Below are 17468 nucleotides of genomic sequence, written 5' to 3'. Positions count from 1 at the left end.
CGGCTGTCACGCCGTGAGCGGTGCCACCGAGGTCGGCGCGGACACGAGATCGACGAACCGCTCCACACTCGACCGGGAGGGAGCCGCGGTGCCCGGTGTCAGCAGCATCGCCGTTCCCGCCGCGACGCCCAGGCGCACCGCTTCGACCAGCGGCTGACCCTGAACCAAGCCGACGACGATTCCGGCGACCATCGCGTCGCCGGCGCCCACGCCGCTGACCACGTTGACGGCCACCGCGGCGAAGTGGTGAGCCTCACGGGCAGTCACCAGCAGCGCCCCGTCGGCGCCCAACGAGACGACGACCGATTCCGTGATCCCCCGGTCGATCAGTTCGCGCGCGGCGTCAACCTGTTCCGAATGGGAGACGAGGTCGCGGCCGACGCACTCGCGCAGTTCGCGAAGGCTCGGCTTGAGCAGGAACACGCCGCTGCGAACGTTCATCAGCCCGTTACCGGAGGTGTCGAGCACCAGTCGCGCTCCGACGTCACGGCAGATGTCGGCGACGAGCTGGTACCAGTCCGCGGGCACTGAGGGGGGCAGACTTCCACTGGCAACGACGAACTCGACGGACTGGGCCGCCAGCCGCAGCTCCTCGAGACATCTGTTCCGCTCGGCGATGGTCAGGTGCGGGCCGGGCAGCACGAACCGGTACTGTTCGCCGGTCGCGCGTTCGTGGACCGTGAAACTCTCCCGCGTCGAATCGATGAGGGGCACCACCCGGGCCGGCACTTCTGTTCGGGACAGCAGGCTCTCGACATGCGCTCCGGTCGATCCACCTGACGGGAAGACCACCGACGTGGGGATCCCCAGAACCGAGGCGATCCGGGCCACATTGATGCCTCCGCCGCCCGCGTCGTAGCGAGCTGCCGAGCATCGCACCTTGCTCGTCGGGTGTATCGCTTCGACGGTGGTGGTGATATCGAGGGCCGGGTTCATCGTCAACGTGACGATGCGCGATCGCCCCGCACCCGCACTGCGCTGCCTCATTCGGCAGGCAGCCGAACGACCGTACCGGGGGCCAGGTCGTATACCCGCCCCCGGCACTCCAGTTTCACCGGCGGCACATTCTGCTGGCCCACACTCACTTGCGCGCCCCGCCCGCTGACGCGGACGTGCAGATGCAACCCACGGTAGTGGATCGGAAAGGCGAGCACGCCCAGCGTTTCGGGCCAGTGCGGGGCGAGCACCAGCCGATCCTGCCGGGTCTCCAGGCCGGTGTAACACCGCTGCACGAGGTCCACGCTGCCCCCCATGGCGGCGAGATGGATTCCTTCGGAGGTGGTTCCGCCCTGGATGTCGTCGACATCGGAGATGAGCACGGCCCGGAAGAAGTCCATCGCCCGTTTCCTGTTGGCGCGCGCCAATACCCACGAGTGCACCACGGCGCTCAGTGTGGAACCGTGCGAGGTCCGGCCCAGGTAGTAATCGACCATCTCGGGTATCTTCTCGGGCGCGAAAGCGTAACCGAGCCGGTGAAGAAGCTCGCGCAGTTCCTCCGAGGACAGCAGGTAGAGCAGCATCAGCGCATCGGCCTGCTTGGAGGCGCGGTACCGGTTCACGTCGTCGCCCTCGGCTTCCAGTATCCGGTCGAGACGCTGTAGGTCTCCGTAGCGCTCTCGGTATGTCCTCCAGTCGAGTTCGGACAACAGGTCATAACCCTCGAACTGGCTGATCATCCCGTCGTGAAAGGGAACGAACATCTGACGACTGACGTGATCCCATTCGTCCAGTTCGGTGTCGGTGAGCCCGAGTCGCTCGCGCAGGTCCAGTCGGTTGGGCAGGGGAAGCGCTTCGAGGGCGTCGATGGCCCGCAGGATCACCCAGACCGCCATGACGTTCGTATAGGCGTTGTTGTCGATGCCGTCGAATGGGTGGTCCGGATAGCCGGAGTGGAACTCGTCGGGCCCGATGACCCCGTTGATGTCATAACGGTTCCGCGTCGCTCGGTACGTCGAGCGGCTCACCCAGAAACGGGCGATCTCGATGAGCATCTCCGCGCCGTAGTCGATGAGGTAGGCCAAATCGCCGGTCGCCTGGTAGTACTGCCAGACGTTGTAGGCAACGGCAATGCCGACGTGATGAGCGCGGTGGCTGGCATCCGGATTCCAGCGCCCGGAGCGCGGATTCAGATGCATCGTGGGGCTTTCCTCACGGCCGTCGCTACCTGACTGCCAGGGGAACATCGCCCCGGCGTAGCCGGCGAGCCGGGCGGCGCGACGCGCCTCGGTGAGGCGCCGGTACCGGTAACGCAGCAACGCTCGCGTGATCATCGGGAATCTCAGGTTGAGCACCGGGAAGATGAACAGTTCGTCCCAGAAGATGTGACCGCGGTACGCCTCCCCGTGCAGGCCGCGGGCCGGGACTCCGACGTCGGAATCCTCGCTGTGATTCGACACGGTTTGCAGCAGGTGGAACATGTGCAGTCGCAGAATGCCCAGTTCCCCTTGGTGGCCCTCCAGTTCGATCCACATCCGTTCCCAGACATGGGCCCAAGCCAGCGAGTGCCCGCGGCGGATCTCGTCGAATCGACCCTGCCGGTCCAGTTGCCGTACCGCTCCGGCGGCCGGTTCGGAGGTCGCGACGTCGCGGCCCGTCGTCAGCGTGACCACCTTGTCGACGGTCACGGTCTGTCCTCCGCCGACGTGGACGAGTATCTCGTGACCGACCTCGAAGTCACTGTCGACAGCGCGGTATCTCGCGGCGGCCGGGTTCTCCTCCGTCCACACCGTGGTGCGGGCGGCGAGCGCAACGGGTATCTGCGACTGGTTGGTGCGCACGGTCAGCAACACCGAGTTCTCGCTGAGATGTGACGTCTGCGCGGATTCGAGATGGTTGCTGCCGAGATCCCGATAGCGGTCGACCCCGCGATTGGACACACTGGAATCGATCGTGGACCGGATCTCGAGAGGGCCCGACCAGTTCTTCGCCGTGATCCGGGTCTCGAGCGCCGCGACATGCGGCTGATGCATTGCCACCAAACGTCTCTGGACCACCGAGGTGGTCCTACCGGCGTCGTCGTCGAAGGTCAACTCGCGGGTAAGGATGCCCGATCGGACGTCGAGGGTCTGGTGATACGACGACAGGTTCACCGCGTCGACATCAAACCACTCCGCGCCCTCGATGCGGAAGGTCAGGCACAGCCAGTTGGGCAGATTGACCAGGCTCTCGTGGTCGAGGTTTGCCCCGGCGAGGGTGTCTTCGAGGCGGTTGTACACCCCGGCCACGTACGTACCCGGGTAATGCACCTGACCGGCAGCGGACTCCGGAGCTGCGCCGCGGGTGGCGAAGTAGCCGTTGCCCAGCGTGCAGAGAGCCTCACGGAGCTTTTCGCTGTGCGGTTCGTAACCGTCGAAACGGAGTTCCCACGCCGAATTCCACTGGCATTTCCGATGTTCAAGCCAACGCGCACCTGTGGCCAGCAGGTTAGGCACCTCGGCGGGGTCGCTGACGGCGAACCGCGCCGCGGTGGGCCTGTCACCGCTTTCGGAGTTGCGGACCACGACCGCGATTCCGCTGAACCGAAGGGCGTCGAATGCGTCTTCGTCGGTGAGATCGTCACCGACGTAGATCGGAGCATTCCGGTGGTCGTCTGAGATCTGGTGAAGGATCCAGGTCAGCGCCTTGCCCTTGTCCCAGTCGATGTCGGGACGCAGTTCCACCAGCTTGCGGCCCGTCGTCACTCGCAGCGAGAGCCGTTTCGCGCTGCGGCGTGCCGCGTCGATGATCTTGTCCGCAAGTTGTCCGCCCGCGTTGCGGTAGTGCACGGCGACACCGTACGACTTCTGTTCGATCACGACTCCCCGGATGCCGGCGAGTTCGCGCCGCAATACGTCGCTCACGGCTTGCAGTGCCGGTATGGCTTGGGCAGCAGCATCATTACGGTATTCGGTACCGTCCGGGCCGACGATCTGCAACCCGTGACAACCTGCGTACCACAACCCCGGAATGCCCACTCGTTCGCGGATGTCGGACAGCTCGCGTCCGCTGAGGATGGCTACTGGGCATTGCCGGGCCAACTCGGTCAATGCTTCTGCCGCACCGTCGACCAGCCGGGCCTCTGCCGGGTCCGCCACGATCTGCGCCAGGGTCCCGTCGAAGTCCAGACACACGAACGGGGTTCTGCTGTCGACCGCGGCGATCAACTGCCCGTAGCACTCGGCGACGTCCAGCAGCTCAGAGATACGCCGGGTGCCGGCCCTGACAGAGAGTTCGATCGGGTCGCTCACCACCACATCGGCGCCGCTGGACTCGAGAGCCTCCGGGCAGCCGGCCGGGCGGACCCCGACGACCAGGGCATAACCGCAACGCGATGCCCGCTGCACGCGCTGCGCGGTGCTTGTGACGACAACGACGCGTTCCGGTGTCGTGTGCGCTTCTTCGGCGGCGTTCAGCCGGTATCCGTCCACCTCAGAGCAGACCACCGTCTGGACCTCAGCATCGGCGAGCTTGCGGGTCAGGGGACTGGTCGAATCCAGGGTGATCCCGGCCTCAGCCAGGCCGATGAGGTCGAAGATCACCGCGTCGTGGAGTCGCGGGTCGATCATCCCGACCCGCTTCGAGGGCCTCACAGGTGCGCCGGTCATCGTCCAAACCTCTCCGCAGACGCGTCGAGCCCGCTAGGGCAGGAAGTCATCTCGCGCGGGCCAGGGACCATTGGCCCTCGACATCGGGGACCTTGATCCCCTCGGCTGCGGTCCTCGGCCGCTATCCGGCACCGCGCGGGATGCCGAAGCTGGGCGTATGAGTAACGACGAATACGTGTCCGACATCGCCGCGCTGAGGATCACCGATGCCGAGGAGGCCGGCGGCAAGGGAGCGAACATGGGTGAGCTGGTCGCTGCGCGGCTACCCGTCCCACCGGGTTTCGTCCTGTTGCGGAACTGCTATCTCGATTCGATGCGCGCCGCCGGAGTCGAGTCCGAGCTCGCCAAGCTGCACCGAGAGGCACTCGATGCTGTCGATGATCCGGCCGGCCTCGACGAGTTGTGCGTGCGGCTGCAGGGACTGGTGCAGTCCGCCGGGGTCTGTGACAGTGTTCGGGTCCGTGTGCTTTCGGCGTACGCCGCACTGGGTCGCGAAGCGGCCGTCGCGGTGCGCTCGTCGGCCACGGGTGAGGACGGCAGCGATGCCTCCTTCGCCGGGATGAACGCCACCATCACCAACATCGTCGGCGAACAAGGTTTGATCGATGCCGTGCTGCGGTGCTGGATCTCGCTGTTCAGCCCGCGGGTGATCACGTACCGGGCGACCCGCGGCTTCACCGGTGACCCGGCGATGGCCGTGGTGGTTCAGCGGATGATCAACTCCGACAAGGCAGGTGTCGCGTTCACCGCAGACCCCAGTACCGGCGACACCGACCGCGTGGTCATCGAAGCTGCTTTCGGGCTCGGCGAGGTCGTGGTCTCCGGCAAGGTCGAACCCGACACCTACATCGTCGGAAAACAGACCCGAGAGATCCTCGACGTCCGGGTGGGTCACAAGTCGTTCAAGATCGTCCGCGGCGCGGACGGACACGACGAAACCGTCGACCTCGACGATCACGAAGCCGACGCCCGTGTGCTCGGCGACGCCGAGCTCCGGCAGATCGCTGATCTCGCCGTTGCCGCCGAGAAGCACAACGGCAACCCGCAGGACACGGAGTGGGCGATCGAGGACGGAGCGGTCTATCTCGTTCAGGCGCGCCCGATCACGACGCTGCACCCCGCGCCCGCGTCCGGGGAGGTACTGGGCCAAGGATTGGCCGCGGCACCTGGGACGGCCACGGGCATCGTGCGGGTCCTCGCGTCACCCGATGAGGGGGCACGGTTGCAGAACGGCGAGATCCTCGTCGCCCCGATGACCAATCCGGACTGGTTACCGGCCATCCGCAGGTCGGCCGCCCTGGTGACCGATACCGGCGGTATGACCTGTCACGCTGCCATCGTGGCCCGGGAGTTGGGTGTGCCCTGCATCGTGGGTGCTCGCACAGCGACCCGCGACCTGCACGACGGCACGCTGGTGACCGTCGACGGATCGCAGGGCCGTGTTCTGGCCGGAGACACCGGCGATGCCGTGCGCAATACCGTTGTCTCCGAGAGGACTCGAGTCATCGCACAACCCGCCGAAACCACCGCGACGCGCATCTACGTCAATCTCGCGATGCCCGACAGTGCGGAGACGGTGGCGGCTGCGCCCGTCGACGGCGTCGGCCTGCTCAGAGCCGAGTTCATGCTCACCGAAGCGCTGCAGGGACGGCATCCCCGAGACCTGATCGCGCGCAGCGAGCAGGGTGCCCTGGTGGACCGGATGGTCACCTCGGTCGGCCGGATCGCCGCCGCGTTCGCGCCGCGGCCCGTCGTCTACCGAGCAACAGACTTCCGCAGCAACGAGTTCCGCGGACTCGAGGGGGGTGAGCGTTACGAGCCCGTCGAGCACAATCCGATGATCGGCTACCGCGGCTGCTACCGCTACATCAAGGAGCCGGAGTTGTTCGCGCTGGAGCTGCAGGCGTTGGCCCGGGTCCGTGAGCAGTCCCCGAACGTGCACCTGATGCTCCCGTTCGTGCGGACCCGGTGGGAACTCGAGGAATGCCTGACCCTCGTCGATGACAGTGCACTGGGTCGTCAACGCGGACTTCACCGCTGGGTGATGGCCGAGGTCCCGTCGGTCGTGTACTGGCTGCCCGAATACGTCGGGATGGGCATCGACGGCGTGTCGATCGGCAGCAACGATCTGACGCAGTTGATGCTGGGCGTCGACCGTGACTCGGACATCTGCGCGGAGTTGTTCGACGAATCCGATGCTGCCGTGCTGGACGCCATCGGCCAGATCATCAGCCAGGCAAGAAGGTTAGGTATCACCTCTTCCCTGTGCGGTCAGGCGCCGTCGACGAAGCCGGCGTTCGCCGAACACCTGGTCCGGATGGGCATCACCTCGGTATCGGTGAACCCCGACGCGGCCGACGACGCGCGCAGAGTGGTTGCTTCAGCCGAACGGCAGCTGCTGTTGGACGCCGCGCGAGCAACAGCGAGTCCTTGACCGACACCAAAGCCGGTGAGTGATTGGGGAGTGAAATGAACAGAAACCGCACGACGTCATCGGTGATCGTGGGTATCGACGGCTCGGAGGCAGCGGTGCAGGCCGCGCTGTGGGCCGCCGACGAAGCAGTGGCGAGAGAGGTACCCCTGCGCCTGATCGCGGTGACCGAAGCGCGTCACCAGAGCGCCGACGACTACTACGACGATGTGCACCGCGCCGAGGACGCGGTATACGCCGCGCGGGCGGCCGTCGAGGAGTCCGGAAAACCGGTCGAAGTGGAAACAGCAATCATCGACGGTCCCCCCGGGGCGGCGCTCGTCTCGGAAAGCGATTACGCCGCCCTGCTATGCGTGGGATCGGTGGGGATCCGTCGCTTCGCGCGTTCGATTCTCGGCTCCACCTCGATCGAGGTCGCGGAGAACGCGCGCTGCCCCGTCGCCATCATCCGGGCACGGTCGGACGAACCGACCGACACGATCAGCTGGATCTTGGTGGCCGCCAACGGGACCGCTGAAGACAGGCCGATACTCGAGATGGCAACCCGGGAGGCGAAGCTACGTAACGCCCCCGTGCTGATCGTCGGGCAGCGCGATGATCTCGAAAGCGACGCCGACGATCTACGTCGAAGCAACCCCGGGATCCGGGTGTACCCGGTTCGAGATGGCGCCGACGTGGCAGCGTTCCTCAAGAGACAGGATGAGTATGTGCAACTCGCGGTGATCGGCGGATCCGAGATCGCCAGACTGCCCGCGATCCTGGGTCCCCAAGGCCGGCATCGGTTCCGGCACGCACAATCGTCAGTACTGGTGGTGCGTCCGTGACGGCGCGGTCAGACACGGCGCGCGAGGGCGACGCTCCGATCGTCGTCGGCGTCGACGGGTCGCAGGCCGCGGCGGCGGCCGCACACTGGGCGGCCGCGCTTGCCGGGAAGTTCGATGCGCCGCTGGAGCTGGTGACCGGGCTGTCAACGAGAGGTACCGCGCTGGCCGATGCCGCCGCTGCACTGCTCTCCCCCGTCAGCGAACGGCAACGACACTGGGCCACCTCGGTACTGCAACGACACGAGAAGGATTTACGCACTCGATTCCCTGGACTGGATCTGATCAGCCTGCGTTGCGATGTCCCTGCCGGTGAAGCGCTGGCGACACGCAGCAACACCGCTCGCATGGTGGTGTTGGGAACAGACCAGGTCTCGCCGGCGGCGGCGATCCTGGTCGGCTCGACAACGCTGACCGTCGCCGCCCGTTCCGCATGTCCGGTGGTCGCATGGCGGGGCAAGCTCGATACCCCGACCGCCGCACCGATCGTTGTGGGTGTTGATGATCCGGCCGTCGGCATGGCCGCTTTCGACGCTGCGTTCGAGGTCGCCGCGCGTCTCGGCGTCGAGCTGCGCGCCGTACACGCCTGGCCGAAGTTCCGGCTCCCGGGTCTGGTGAACCCATACCTGACCGATGCCGACGCCTTCGAGACACTTCAATGGCAGGGTCTTCTCACCGCTCTGGACCCCTGGACCGCCAGGTATCCCGGCGTGAAAGTGCGCTACTACCTGGAACCGGAGTCGGCGAACACGTGCCTGCTGCGCCACGCGGAGGACGCTCAGCTCGTGGTGGTGGGCGGACGGCGACGAGGCGTCCTGGCCAGTGCACTGCTCGGTTCGACCAGCCTCAGCTTGCTGCACCACTGCCCCGTCCCCGTCATGGTGTGTCACCGTCAGCCGAGCACGGGCTGAGGGTGCTCGCGTACGACACGCGTTCGACGGTCACTTCCGCCGCACCTTCTACCGGACTTCCCAAGGTTCACAGGCCCTTTCGTCGTTCCGGCCAACTCACGTCAGCGCGTCAGTGGTCCTTGCGTCAGTCGTGTGAGGCCCGACTCGAACGGCAGATCATCGCCGGCACCGGACTGTGATGCAGCAGATTCAATCCCGTCGAACCGAGCAGAGCGCCGGTGAGCAGGCCGCGTCCACGGCTTCCGACTATCACCAGCTGTGCGCCGTCGAGCTGGCGTAGGAGCGCACGGGCGGGTTTGTCCTTGTCGACCACCAGGGTCACCTCGACGTCCGGGTAGAGCCGCACCAGCGGATCGATCACCGCGGACAGGTGCGACTCCTCCGCCGATCTGGCCATCGTGCCCGCGTGCACGGCCACGACGCCGGCCCCGAAGCGGTCGGCGAGTTCGAAAGCGGCGGTGACGGCGATCCGGGCATCGTCGTCACCGTTCACCCCGACGACGATCGGGCGCTGGTCCGGTTCCGTCACGTCCCCCCGCCAGGCCACCACGGGGCACTGTGCACGCGAAACCACCGCCACCGTCGTCGAACCGACCAGAATCGCAGCACCGGGCGAGACGCTGCCGCATCCGAGGACAACCATGGTGGCGTGCACGCTCAATCGGACGAGCACCTCGTCTACCGGTTCGGCGATGTAGACGAACTCGGCGTTCACACCCGTGTGGTGACGGCCGATCGCGTCCTGCGCAGCAGCCAGCACCGTCCCGGAATCCGCAGTCTCTCGTGCGGCCCCCCGCTCGGCGACCCGTACCGCGGCGACCGTGTCGGACGGATTGTGACCCGAGTAGGGCCGGGCATGCACGACGCACAGCGGAGCGTCGAGTCGCTCCGCCGCCGCCGCCGCCCACCGTGCGGCCTGGAGGGCTTCCTGTGACCCGTCGACGCCCACGACGACCGGATGGCTCTGGGGGTCCATGACCTGTTCCTGCGCCGGCTCAGATCGCCGCGCAGCAGATCTGACGCGCCTCGGCCAGCGATTCGAGGAACGGACGCGTGGTGTCGATGACGTGACCGCCGTACTCCGGTGCAGCCTCGGCGATGGCGGCCGCTATCTGGGGGGTCGCGTCGGAAGCACCGGTTCGGCGGGTCTTGATCCGGTCTTGCGCATTGGTCACCGTTGTGGCGCAGGTCAACTCGGTCAACGGTGTACCCAAAAGGCCCGCGATGGCACGCACGTGTTCGCGGCGCTCAGGGTCGCGCCAGGTGCCGTCCAGGATCACCGAGGTGCCGTCGCCGAGCGCGGCGCGCGCGCGGCGCAACACCTCGTCGTAGACGGCTTCGACGTTCTCCGCGGCGTAGAGTCCGGTGCCCATCGACCCCGTGCTACCTGAAATCACTCCGGCCTGCTGCATCTGCTTGCGCACTACATCGGTCGAGATGACTTCCGCTGCAAGATGTTCGGCGAGTGCTGCCGCCAAAGTGCTCTTACCGGTGCCCGGCCCGCCACCCACGACGACCAGCTGCACGGTGGCCGCCCGCAGGTGGTCAAGCGCGATTGCCAGGTGCCGGCAGGCGTCCTCGCCCGCTTCGGGATGGCCCTGCGCCACTCGGACGCAGTCGACCTTGGCGCGGACCACGGCCCGGTAGGCGATGTAGAAATGCACAAGTGATTCCGGCGCGGTGTCACCGACACCGCGCCGGTACGTCTCGACGAAGAACTCCCCGAGATCCGGGCGGCCGAGGAACTCGAGATCCATGGCGAGGAAAGCGATGTCGTCGAGCACGTCGACGTAGCGCAGGCGATCGTCGAACTCGAGACAATCGAGGATCGCGAGATGGTCTGCTGCCACGAAGATGTCGTCGGCCAACAGGTCACCGTGGCCGTCGACGATGCGCCGGTCGGCGATACGCCGGTCGAACAACGCCGCCCTGCCGGTCATGAACTGCGTCGCGAGCCGCCGGACTTCGCCGATGTCGTCTCGGTCCAGGACGCCGTGGCGGTCGAGTTCGTCCAGGTTCTGCAGCCACCGTTCGGCAACCGCATCTGGCCTGCCGCAGCTGTCGACAGCGTCGCCACGCTCGGCGTCACGGTGAAAAGACGCAAGTCTTCGCACGATGACCTCCAAGACATCGTGGACCGGGCGGCCGGTGCGCACAAGCGCGGCCAGCCGGGTGTGATCGGGGTAGCGACGCATCACGATCACGGGTTCGTGCGAACCTGTCAGCGGATCGTCGAAGCGTCCGACGCCCAGGTAGCTGTCCGGAGACAGCCTGCGATTCAGCTCCACTTCGCGTTCGCAGGCAGCTGTGCGGCGCTCCGCCGTGCCGAAATCCAGGAAGTCGGTGACGACCGGCTTCTTCGTCTTGTAGGCCCGATCGCCGGCCAGCACCACCAGACCGGTGTGAGTTTCGCGAATTCGCGCCGCCAGGTCGCCCACCACCGCGGGTCCGGGAATGTGATCGAACTGCTCCACCACAGCGCTCATGAAATCAATGGTCGGCCCCGCCGGCGGCTGGGAACAGTGCCAGAAGACCCCGGCGTGGGGACCATTGGCCCTGGTTCGGGCGCATTCGGGGGCAGAGAATCGTTGTATGGGAAAGCCGCTGGTCACGACGGATGTGCTCACAAACGCCATCCGTGTGGCATGCCGGGCCCCGTCGCTGCACAACAGTCAGCCATGGCACTGGACGATCGACGGGGCCGTTGCACACCTGTTCCTCGACAAGAACCGGGTGCTGCCCGCACATGACCATTCGGGTCGCGAGGCCTTGCTGGCCTGTGGTGCGGTGCTCGATCACCTGCGCGTCGCAATGGCGGCCGCCGGATGGGATGCCAACATCGAACGGTATCCGAATCCCAACAACACACTGCACCTGGCAACCATCGAGTTCTCACCGATCAGCTTCGTGACCGAGGGACATCGCCGGCGAGCCGACGCGATACTGCTCAGGCGCACGGACCGGTTGCCGTTCGCCGAGCCCGCGGACTGGCCCGCCGTCGAAGCGCAGTTGCGCCGGTTCGATGCCACCGAGTACGTCCGGCTCGACGTGATCGCCGACGACTTGCGCCCCGAACTCGCCCAGGCCTCCCGGCTCACCGAATCGCTGCGGTTCTACGACTCCTACTACCACGAGGAGCTGCAGTGGTGGACCGCCCCGTTCGAGATGCGCGAGGGTATCCCCCGCGGGATGCTGCCGACAGCCGCCGAAAGCGACCGTGTCGCCATCGGGCGCAGCTTTCCGGTTTCCCATGACGAGCACAACCGACGCTCCGCATACGGCGACGACAGATCAAAAGTCGTGGTGCTGTCGACCTACGACGACGACCGTGCCAGCGTCCTTCGGTGCGGCGAAACGCTGTCGGCGGTTCTGTTGAACGCCACCGTGTCTGGGCTGGCCACGTGCACGCTGTCGCACATCACCGAGTTGCGCGCGAGCCGGGACATCGTCGCGTACCTCATCGACCGGGTCGCGTTGCCGCAGCTGCTGATCAGGGTGGGGTCGGCGCCGAAAATGGAGAACCCGCCACCGGCCACGCCCCGCCGACCGCTCACCGAGGTGCTCGACGTCAAACCCCGGTGATGGCCCGAGGCGCCACACCTGAAGAGCGAGACCGCAGGCCGCGGGTTCCTGAGTATTGTGGGCGAAACGGATCGGCCGAAGGTCAGGAGGGCACCTGATGGTGAAGGTCTTCCTCGTCGATGATCACGAGGTGGTCCGTCGCGGGCTCATCGAACTGCTCAGCGCGGATCCCGATCTCGAGGTGGTCGGCGAAGCCGGTTCGGTGGCCCAGGCGATGGCACGGATCCGCGCGCTCGAGCCCGACGTGGCCGTGCTCGACGTCCGGTTACCGGACGGCAACGGCATCGAACTGTGCCGCGACCTGCTCTCCCGGATGCCGAACCTGCGCTGTCTGATGTTGACCTCTTTCACGTCCGACGAGGCAATGCTGGACGCGATCCTCGCCGGTGCCAGCGGTTACGTCGTCAAAGACATCAAGGGGATGGAGCTCGCGCAGGCGATCAAGGATGTCGGTGCCGGCCGTTCGCTACTGGATAACCGCGCCGCGGCCGCCCTGATGGCCAAACTGCGCGGAGCCGCGGAGAAGGCCGACCCCCTGGCTGGGCTCAGTGACCAGGAGCGGGTGCTGCTGGACCTGCTCGGAGAGGGTTTGACGAACAAGCAGATCGCCGCTCGGATGTTCCTGGCCGAGAAAACCGTGAAGAACTACGTGTCCCGACTGTTGGCGAAACTCGGTATGGAACGACGCACTCAGGCCGCGGTGTTCATCTCGAAACTCGACACGTCGCGCCGCCCCAACGAGTGACCCGCCGGTCACGAGCCGCGGACCACCAGCACCGGTGTGCCTGCGGACTCCGCGACCGCGGAACTCACTGAACCGAGCAGCATCCCGGCGAATCCGCCCCGACCGTGGCTACCCAGTACGGTCAGCTGCGCGCGCCGCGCCTGTTCGAGCAGTTGGTGTGCGGGCCGGTCGAGCACGACGACGCGCCGGACATCGACATCGGGATACCGCTCCCGCCACCCGGCGAGGTTCTCGCTGAGAGCTTCTTCGGCTTCCTGCTTGAGAGCCAGGAACTCGAGGCCAGGCAACTCGTACGCAGAGAAATCGCTCCAGGCGTGCACGGCGACGAGTTGCACCCCCCGCCGCGACGCCATGTCGAATGCCATCGCGGTTGCGGCTTTCGAGGCGGGCGATCCGTCGATGCCCACCACGACCGGTGCGGTGGAACCCGGTTCGGGCGCGCCCTCATGGATGACCGCGACCGGGCACTTCGCGTGATGGAGCAGTCCCCAGCTGACAGACCCCAGCAGTCGGCGCGCGATGGCGCCCAATCCACGGCAGCCCACGACGACCATGTCGGCCTTCTCGGAGAGCTCCACGAGCGTGGGAACCACGTCGGCGGTAGCCAACTGCGTTGTCACCTCAATGTTCTCAGCGGCCGCCTTCGCGTCTTCCTGTGCCGACGCCAGCACTTCGCGACCGCGCTGCCTGATCTGGTCGACGACCTCCGGCGGCATCGGCACCTCGGGCCACATTCGCACCGCCGGCGATTGCACGACATGCACGAGCATCAGCGGAACTCTTCGCCCGGCGGCCTCGCGAGCAGCCCAGACGACCGCGGCCTTGGCGGCCGGGGATCCGTCGACGGCGGCGACGATGCCGTGGTGTGTTGATGCTGTGTTCATTTGGGACTCCTCGGAATTGACGGCGTGTCATCACGCCAAGGGGGCGAACGGCGAACCGTCCAACCGGACAACGACTTCGGACAGCTCGCGGCGCGGGGTGGGCGGTAGCGGGTCGGCGTTGAGCAGTGCCCACCCGATCCGGATCAACATCTGCGGAAAGTACCCGTCGCCGAACACTTGCGCCCTGACCTCATCTCGAGTACCCGCCACCTCCAGCGGTTCGGTGATCGGACAGCTCGCCAGGCCCATCGAAGTGGCGGTGAGCAAGGTCAGGCTGGTCGCCTCACCGGCTCGCAGACGGGACAGATCGGAGTCGTCGGAAGTGCCCAGCGCGAGAACGACGGCGTTGTCCACCGCCGATTCCGAACCGGCCGGTTGCGGTAACACCGGCCCGGCGAAGGCCCGAGCGGTGGCCGTGCCGTCGGGTTTCGGCGTATTGCGAGCCGGAACACCTGCGGTGGCCGCGTAACGGCCGCTCCACGTTGCCAATTCAGCCGCATACCCGTAGTCCGCCGCGTGCCGCCGGGCCGCCTCGGCAACGAGCTTACCCAGACCATCGAGGTCGGTGACCCGTCGCACGACGACGTCGAGTTCGGCCGCGCGGGACCCGATCGACATCACGTCGGCGTGTTCGACGCGTGCCGAACCGTAGCGACGCCGGTCGGTGCGCCGCCGCGGGATGGCGGCGGCCAGGCTGATGTCGGTCTGCTCGGCCGGATGGCGGTGTAACTCAAGAGCCGCAAGGTGGTCCGGATCGTCCGGGTTCGGGAACCGGTGGACCTCGGCACGCCACCCCAGCGCGGCGAAGGAGATCTGGCAGTGGTTCAGCGCGGCACCGCAACTGAGCAGGAAGTCCCGGCCGTCAGGGTCGGTGTTGGGCAGCTGTCGCCGGCGATCGGCGTAGAGGTGGACACTGCGCTCACCCACTCGCCAGAGCCACGGCTGTGAATTGTGCACCGACGGCGCCCGGGTCGCCAGCAGCAGCGCCGCGCGGAAGGTTTCGATATCGGGACGGGGTGCGTTCATGTCCTGGTGCCTTCGCGGCTCGATCTTGACGTCGACGGAGTGAGCAGCACCTTCAGCGCACCGGTTTCGCCGGCTCTGCCGAAAACGTCGTAAGCCCGCTCGAATTCGTCCATCGTGAAGCGGTGGGTGATCATCGGTGTGGTGTCGATCTGCTCGTTGCCGACCAGCCTGACGAGGGTCGGGGTGGAGTGGGTGTCCACCAGACCGGTGGTGATCGTCAGATTCTTGATCCAGATCTGTTCCAGGTGCAGTGTGGCGGGAGCACCGTGCACACCGATGTTGGGTACCCGCCCACCCGGTCGCACCAGGCACACGGCCTGTTCGAACGTTTCCGGTAGACCCACCGCCTCCATCGCCACGTCGGCGCCCAGATCACCGGAGACGGCGTCGACGACCGCGCGCGGATCCTCCCGGCTGCTGTTCACCACGATGTCGGCGCCGAACTTGCGGGCCGCCTCCAATCGGGAATCAGCGACGTCGATCGCGACGACATGACTGGGGCTGAACAACTTCGCGGTCAGGATGGCAGCCAGACCGATCGGGCCGGCGCCGACGATGGCGACCACGTCACCGGGCGCAACGGCGCCGGCGAGGACACCCACCTCATAGGAGGTGGGCAGGATGTCGGCCAACATCACCATCTGCTCGTCGGTGACACCGTCGGGTATCCGGTGGGTCGAGTTGTCGGCGAACGGAACTCGCACATACTCGGCCTGTGTTCCGTCGATGAGATGACCGAGCACCCAGCCGCCACCACCCAGACATTGCCCGTAGCTGCCGTCGCGGCAGTACCGGCAGGTGCCACAGGCGCTGATACACGAGACCAGCACGCGGTCCCCGGGTGCGACCGTGCGGACGGCGGCCCCGGCGGCCGTCACGGTGCCGACCGCCTCGTGGCCGAGGATCCGTCCCGGTTCGACTTCCGGCACATCGCCTTTCAGTATGTGCAAGTCGGTACCGCAGATCGTGACCGCGTCGACACGCACGATGACGTCGGTCGGCTGCTCGATCACCGGATCGGGCACATCCTGCCAGCTTCGCCGCCCCGGTCCGTGATACACCAGTGCTTTCATCGTCGCTCCTCCTCGATGTCCAGTCGGCTGACCACTGCGTCGAGCGGCAACCGTGGCGTCGCGGGCAGAGGTTCGGCGCCGACCGCGGCCCACCCGACCCGGAACATCATCTGCGGGTGCTCCCGCCCGTCGAACACCTCGTCGCGGACGGCCGAGCGGGTCTCGGCGAGCTCGAGCGGCTCGGAGACCGGGCAGCTGGCCAGGCCCAAACACGTGGCGGTGAGCAGCAGCAGGCTCGACGCCTCCCCTGCCCGCAGCCGCGCCGCGTCGTCGTCGGCGGCGGTGCCCAGCGCCAGCAACACACCCTGATCCGCCAGCGCGGGCGCCCCGGCCGGCTGCGCGAGTTCCGCGGCGGCGAACAACCGGCCCGGTAGGCGGGCGGCCGGATCGGATTCGGGGATGTTGCGCGCGGGCACCCCGTACGGCGCGGCGTGCCGACCACTCCACGCGGCGAGCTCCGCGCGGTAGGCGTCATCGGCCCGATGACGCCGAACCGACTGCTCCACAATCGATCTGATGTCGATCGACATCTCCACCCGGCGCATCACGATACCCATCCGCGCGACGCGGGCCCCGATCGCGGCGATGTCGGCCAGCGACACCGGCCAGCTGCTGAAATGTCTGCGGTCGGTGCGGCGCCGCGAGATCGCGGCGGCCAACGCGACGTCGGTCGGGGTGGGCTCCTGCGCGACCAGCGCGATGGCGGCCAGGTGGGTGGGGTCCGCCGGGTCGGGGAACCGCGTCACCTTGGCACGCCAGCCCATCGCGGCCAGGCCCACGACCGCGTGGTGCAGTGTGGCCCCGCAGCTGATCATCAGGTCGCGCCGGTCGGCGTCGATCGCGGGCAGGTGCCGCGACGGGTCGGCGTACAGGTGCAGGCTCTGCGCGCCGATCTTCCAGTGCCAGGGCTGCGAGTTGTGCACCGACGGGGCCCTGACCGCGAGTGCCAGTGCCGTGCGCAGCGTTTCGGCGTCGGGACCGCTGCGGGTCGACAGCCCGCGCTCCAGGGAGGTAGTCACACCATGAGAATCCCGCGCGCGGAGGTGCCCGCGACAGGGCAGTAAGTCACTTCCGGGTGTTACCCCGGCCCCCTAGGCGATCGACAGCGCGATGCCGTCGAGGATGTCGTGCTCGCTGACCACGAGTTCGTCGATGCCCGCGCGTCGGGCCAACGCGTCGGCGAGTTCCTCGACGATGATCGCGCCGCCGCCGATCACGTCGACCCGGCCCTCGTGCATCGGGCCGAGCGCCGCGCGCCGGGACCGCGGCATCGCGATCAGCTCCTCGCAGACCTCGAGCAGCCTGCCGAACGGCACCCGCGACAGGTGGATCGCGTCGGAGTCGTAGGCGTCCATCCGGTGCGCCAACGCCGCCAGCGTGGTCATGGTGCCTGCCACGCCGACCCAGGTGCG

Annotated in this window: 14 protein-coding genes; 5 read left to right on the top strand and 9 right to left on the bottom strand. The window is 67.1% G+C overall.

Features of this window, described 5'->3' with window-relative positions; genetic code table 11:
* Positions 1-6: 6 nt before the first annotated feature.
* Together BHQ18_RS27515 and otsB are read right to left on the bottom strand one after the other, a co-directional pair.
* Positions 7-987 carry a 1-phosphofructokinase family hexose kinase gene (locus tag BHQ18_RS27515; RefSeq protein WP_069416821.1) on the bottom strand — a complete coding sequence of 327 codons (981 nt, stop codon included), beginning with the start codon at positions 985-987 and terminating at the stop codon, positions 7-9.
* Positions 984-4583 carry a trehalose-phosphatase gene (otsB, locus tag BHQ18_RS27510; RefSeq protein ID WP_069416820.1) on the bottom strand — a complete coding sequence of 1200 codons (3600 nt, stop codon included), beginning with the start codon at positions 4581-4583 and terminating at the stop codon, positions 984-986. Before otsB ends, BHQ18_RS27515 begins: the two co-directional genes overlap by 4 nt.
* Before the next feature lie 157 nt (positions 4584-4740).
* On the opposite strand from otsB, the gene ppsA reads away from it, so the two are divergent.
* The 3 genes from ppsA (at position 4741) to BHQ18_RS27495 (ending at position 8746) form a co-directional block, all read left to right on the top strand.
* Entirely contained in the window at positions 4741-7017 is a 2277-nt protein-coding gene (gene ppsA / locus BHQ18_RS27505; RefSeq protein WP_069416819.1) for a phosphoenolpyruvate synthase, read from the top strand.
* 62 nt (positions 7018-7079) lie between these two features.
* On the top strand, positions 7080-7838 hold the full coding sequence (locus BHQ18_RS27500; RefSeq protein WP_308204737.1) for a universal stress protein: 759 nt from the start codon (positions 7080-7082) through the stop codon (positions 7836-7838).
* Positions 7835-8746, top strand: a complete 912-nt coding sequence (locus BHQ18_RS27495) for a universal stress protein (RefSeq protein WP_069416817.1) — start codon at positions 7835-7837, stop codon at positions 8744-8746. The genes BHQ18_RS27500 and BHQ18_RS27495 overlap by 4 nt, the downstream gene beginning before the upstream one ends.
* A 124-nt stretch (positions 8747-8870) precedes the next feature.
* Here the strand turns inward: BHQ18_RS27495 and BHQ18_RS27490 are convergent, their stop codons facing one another.
* Both BHQ18_RS27490 and BHQ18_RS27485 read right to left on the bottom strand, forming a co-directional pair.
* The gene (locus BHQ18_RS27490) at positions 8871-9722 is read right to left on the bottom strand and encodes a universal stress protein (protein ID WP_069416816.1); all 852 of its coding nucleotides are present in this window, start codon (positions 9720-9722) and stop codon (positions 8871-8873) included.
* 19 nt (positions 9723-9741) lie between these two features.
* Complete coding sequence (locus BHQ18_RS27485; protein ID WP_069416815.1) at positions 9742-11232, bottom strand: bifunctional aminoglycoside phosphotransferase/ATP-binding protein; 1491 nt, start codon at positions 11230-11232, stop codon at positions 9742-9744.
* Between the two features lie 106 nt (positions 11233-11338).
* On the opposite strand from BHQ18_RS27485, the gene BHQ18_RS27480 reads away from it, so the two are divergent.
* Entirely contained in the window at positions 11339-12328 is a 990-nt protein-coding gene (locus BHQ18_RS27480; protein WP_069416814.1) for an Acg family FMN-binding oxidoreductase, read from the top strand.
* A 97-nt stretch (positions 12329-12425) separates the two neighbouring features.
* Positions 12426-13073: a hypoxia response regulator transcription factor DosR/DevR gene (gene dosR, locus BHQ18_RS27475; RefSeq protein WP_069416813.1), complete on the top strand. Its 648-nt coding sequence runs from the start codon at positions 12426-12428 to the stop codon at positions 13071-13073.
* 8 nt (positions 13074-13081) lie between these two features.
* Here dosR and BHQ18_RS27470 read toward each other — a convergent pair whose 3' ends face one another.
* The 5 genes from BHQ18_RS27470 to BHQ18_RS27450 form a co-directional block, all read right to left on the bottom strand.
* On the bottom strand, positions 13082-13957 hold the full coding sequence (locus tag BHQ18_RS27470) for a universal stress protein (protein WP_069416812.1): 876 nt from the start codon (positions 13955-13957) through the stop codon (positions 13082-13084).
* 30 nt (positions 13958-13987) lie between these two features.
* Positions 13988-14983 carry a nitroreductase family protein gene (locus tag BHQ18_RS27465; RefSeq protein ID WP_069416811.1) on the bottom strand — a complete coding sequence of 332 codons (996 nt, stop codon included), beginning with the start codon at positions 14981-14983 and terminating at the stop codon, positions 13988-13990.
* On the bottom strand, positions 14980-16056 hold the full coding sequence (locus BHQ18_RS27460) for a zinc-dependent alcohol dehydrogenase family protein (RefSeq protein WP_069416810.1): 1077 nt from the start codon (positions 16054-16056) through the stop codon (positions 14980-14982). The genes BHQ18_RS27465 and BHQ18_RS27460 overlap by 4 nt, the downstream gene beginning before the upstream one ends.
* Positions 16053-17075, bottom strand: coding sequence for an Acg family FMN-binding oxidoreductase (locus BHQ18_RS27455; protein WP_234794340.1), 1023 nt, complete (start codon positions 17073-17075; stop codon positions 16053-16055). Before BHQ18_RS27455 ends, BHQ18_RS27460 begins: the two co-directional genes overlap by 4 nt.
* A gap of 72 nt (positions 17076-17147) precedes the next feature.
* On the bottom strand, positions 17148-17468 hold a 321-nt coding region (locus BHQ18_RS27450), incomplete at its 5' end, for a Ppx/GppA phosphatase family protein (protein ID WP_459167239.1).

The sequence above is a fragment of the Mycolicibacterium flavescens genome, assembly GCF_001722335.1.
GTDB lineage: Bacteria > Actinomycetota > Actinomycetes > Mycobacteriales > Mycobacteriaceae > Mycobacterium > Mycobacterium flavescens.
This window is presented reverse-complemented; position numbering and strand designations above follow the sequence as displayed.

Coding starts and splice junctions, on each gene's coding strand:
- BHQ18_RS27470 (WP_069416812.1), bottom strand. CDS start 13,957: ATGAACACAGCATCAACACACCACGGCATCGTCGCCGCCGTCGACGGA.
- ppsA (WP_069416819.1), top strand. CDS start 4,741: ATGAGTAACGACGAATACGTGTCCGACATCGCCGCGCTGAGGATCACC.
- BHQ18_RS27460 (WP_069416810.1), bottom strand. CDS start 16,056: ATGAAAGCACTGGTGTATCACGGACCGGGGCGGCGAAGCTGGCAGGAT.
- BHQ18_RS27515 (WP_069416821.1), bottom strand. CDS start 987: ATGAGGCAGCGCAGTGCGGGTGCGGGGCGATCGCGCATCGTCACGTTG.
- BHQ18_RS27490 (WP_069416816.1), bottom strand. CDS start 9,722: ATGGACCCCCAGAGCCATCCGGTCGTCGTGGGCGTCGACGGGTCACAG.
- BHQ18_RS27480 (WP_069416814.1), top strand. CDS start 11,339: ATGGGAAAGCCGCTGGTCACGACGGATGTGCTCACAAACGCCATCCGT.
- BHQ18_RS27485 (WP_069416815.1), bottom strand. CDS start 11,232: ATGAGCGCTGTGGTGGAGCAGTTCGATCACATTCCCGGACCCGCGGTG.
- dosR (WP_069416813.1), top strand. CDS start 12,426: ATGGTGAAGGTCTTCCTCGTCGATGATCACGAGGTGGTCCGTCGCGGG.
- otsB (WP_069416820.1), bottom strand. CDS start 4,583: ATGACCGGCGCACCTGTGAGGCCCTCGAAGCGGGTCGGGATGATCGAC.
- BHQ18_RS27465 (WP_069416811.1), bottom strand. CDS start 14,983: ATGAACGCACCCCGTCCCGATATCGAAACCTTCCGCGCGGCGCTGCTG.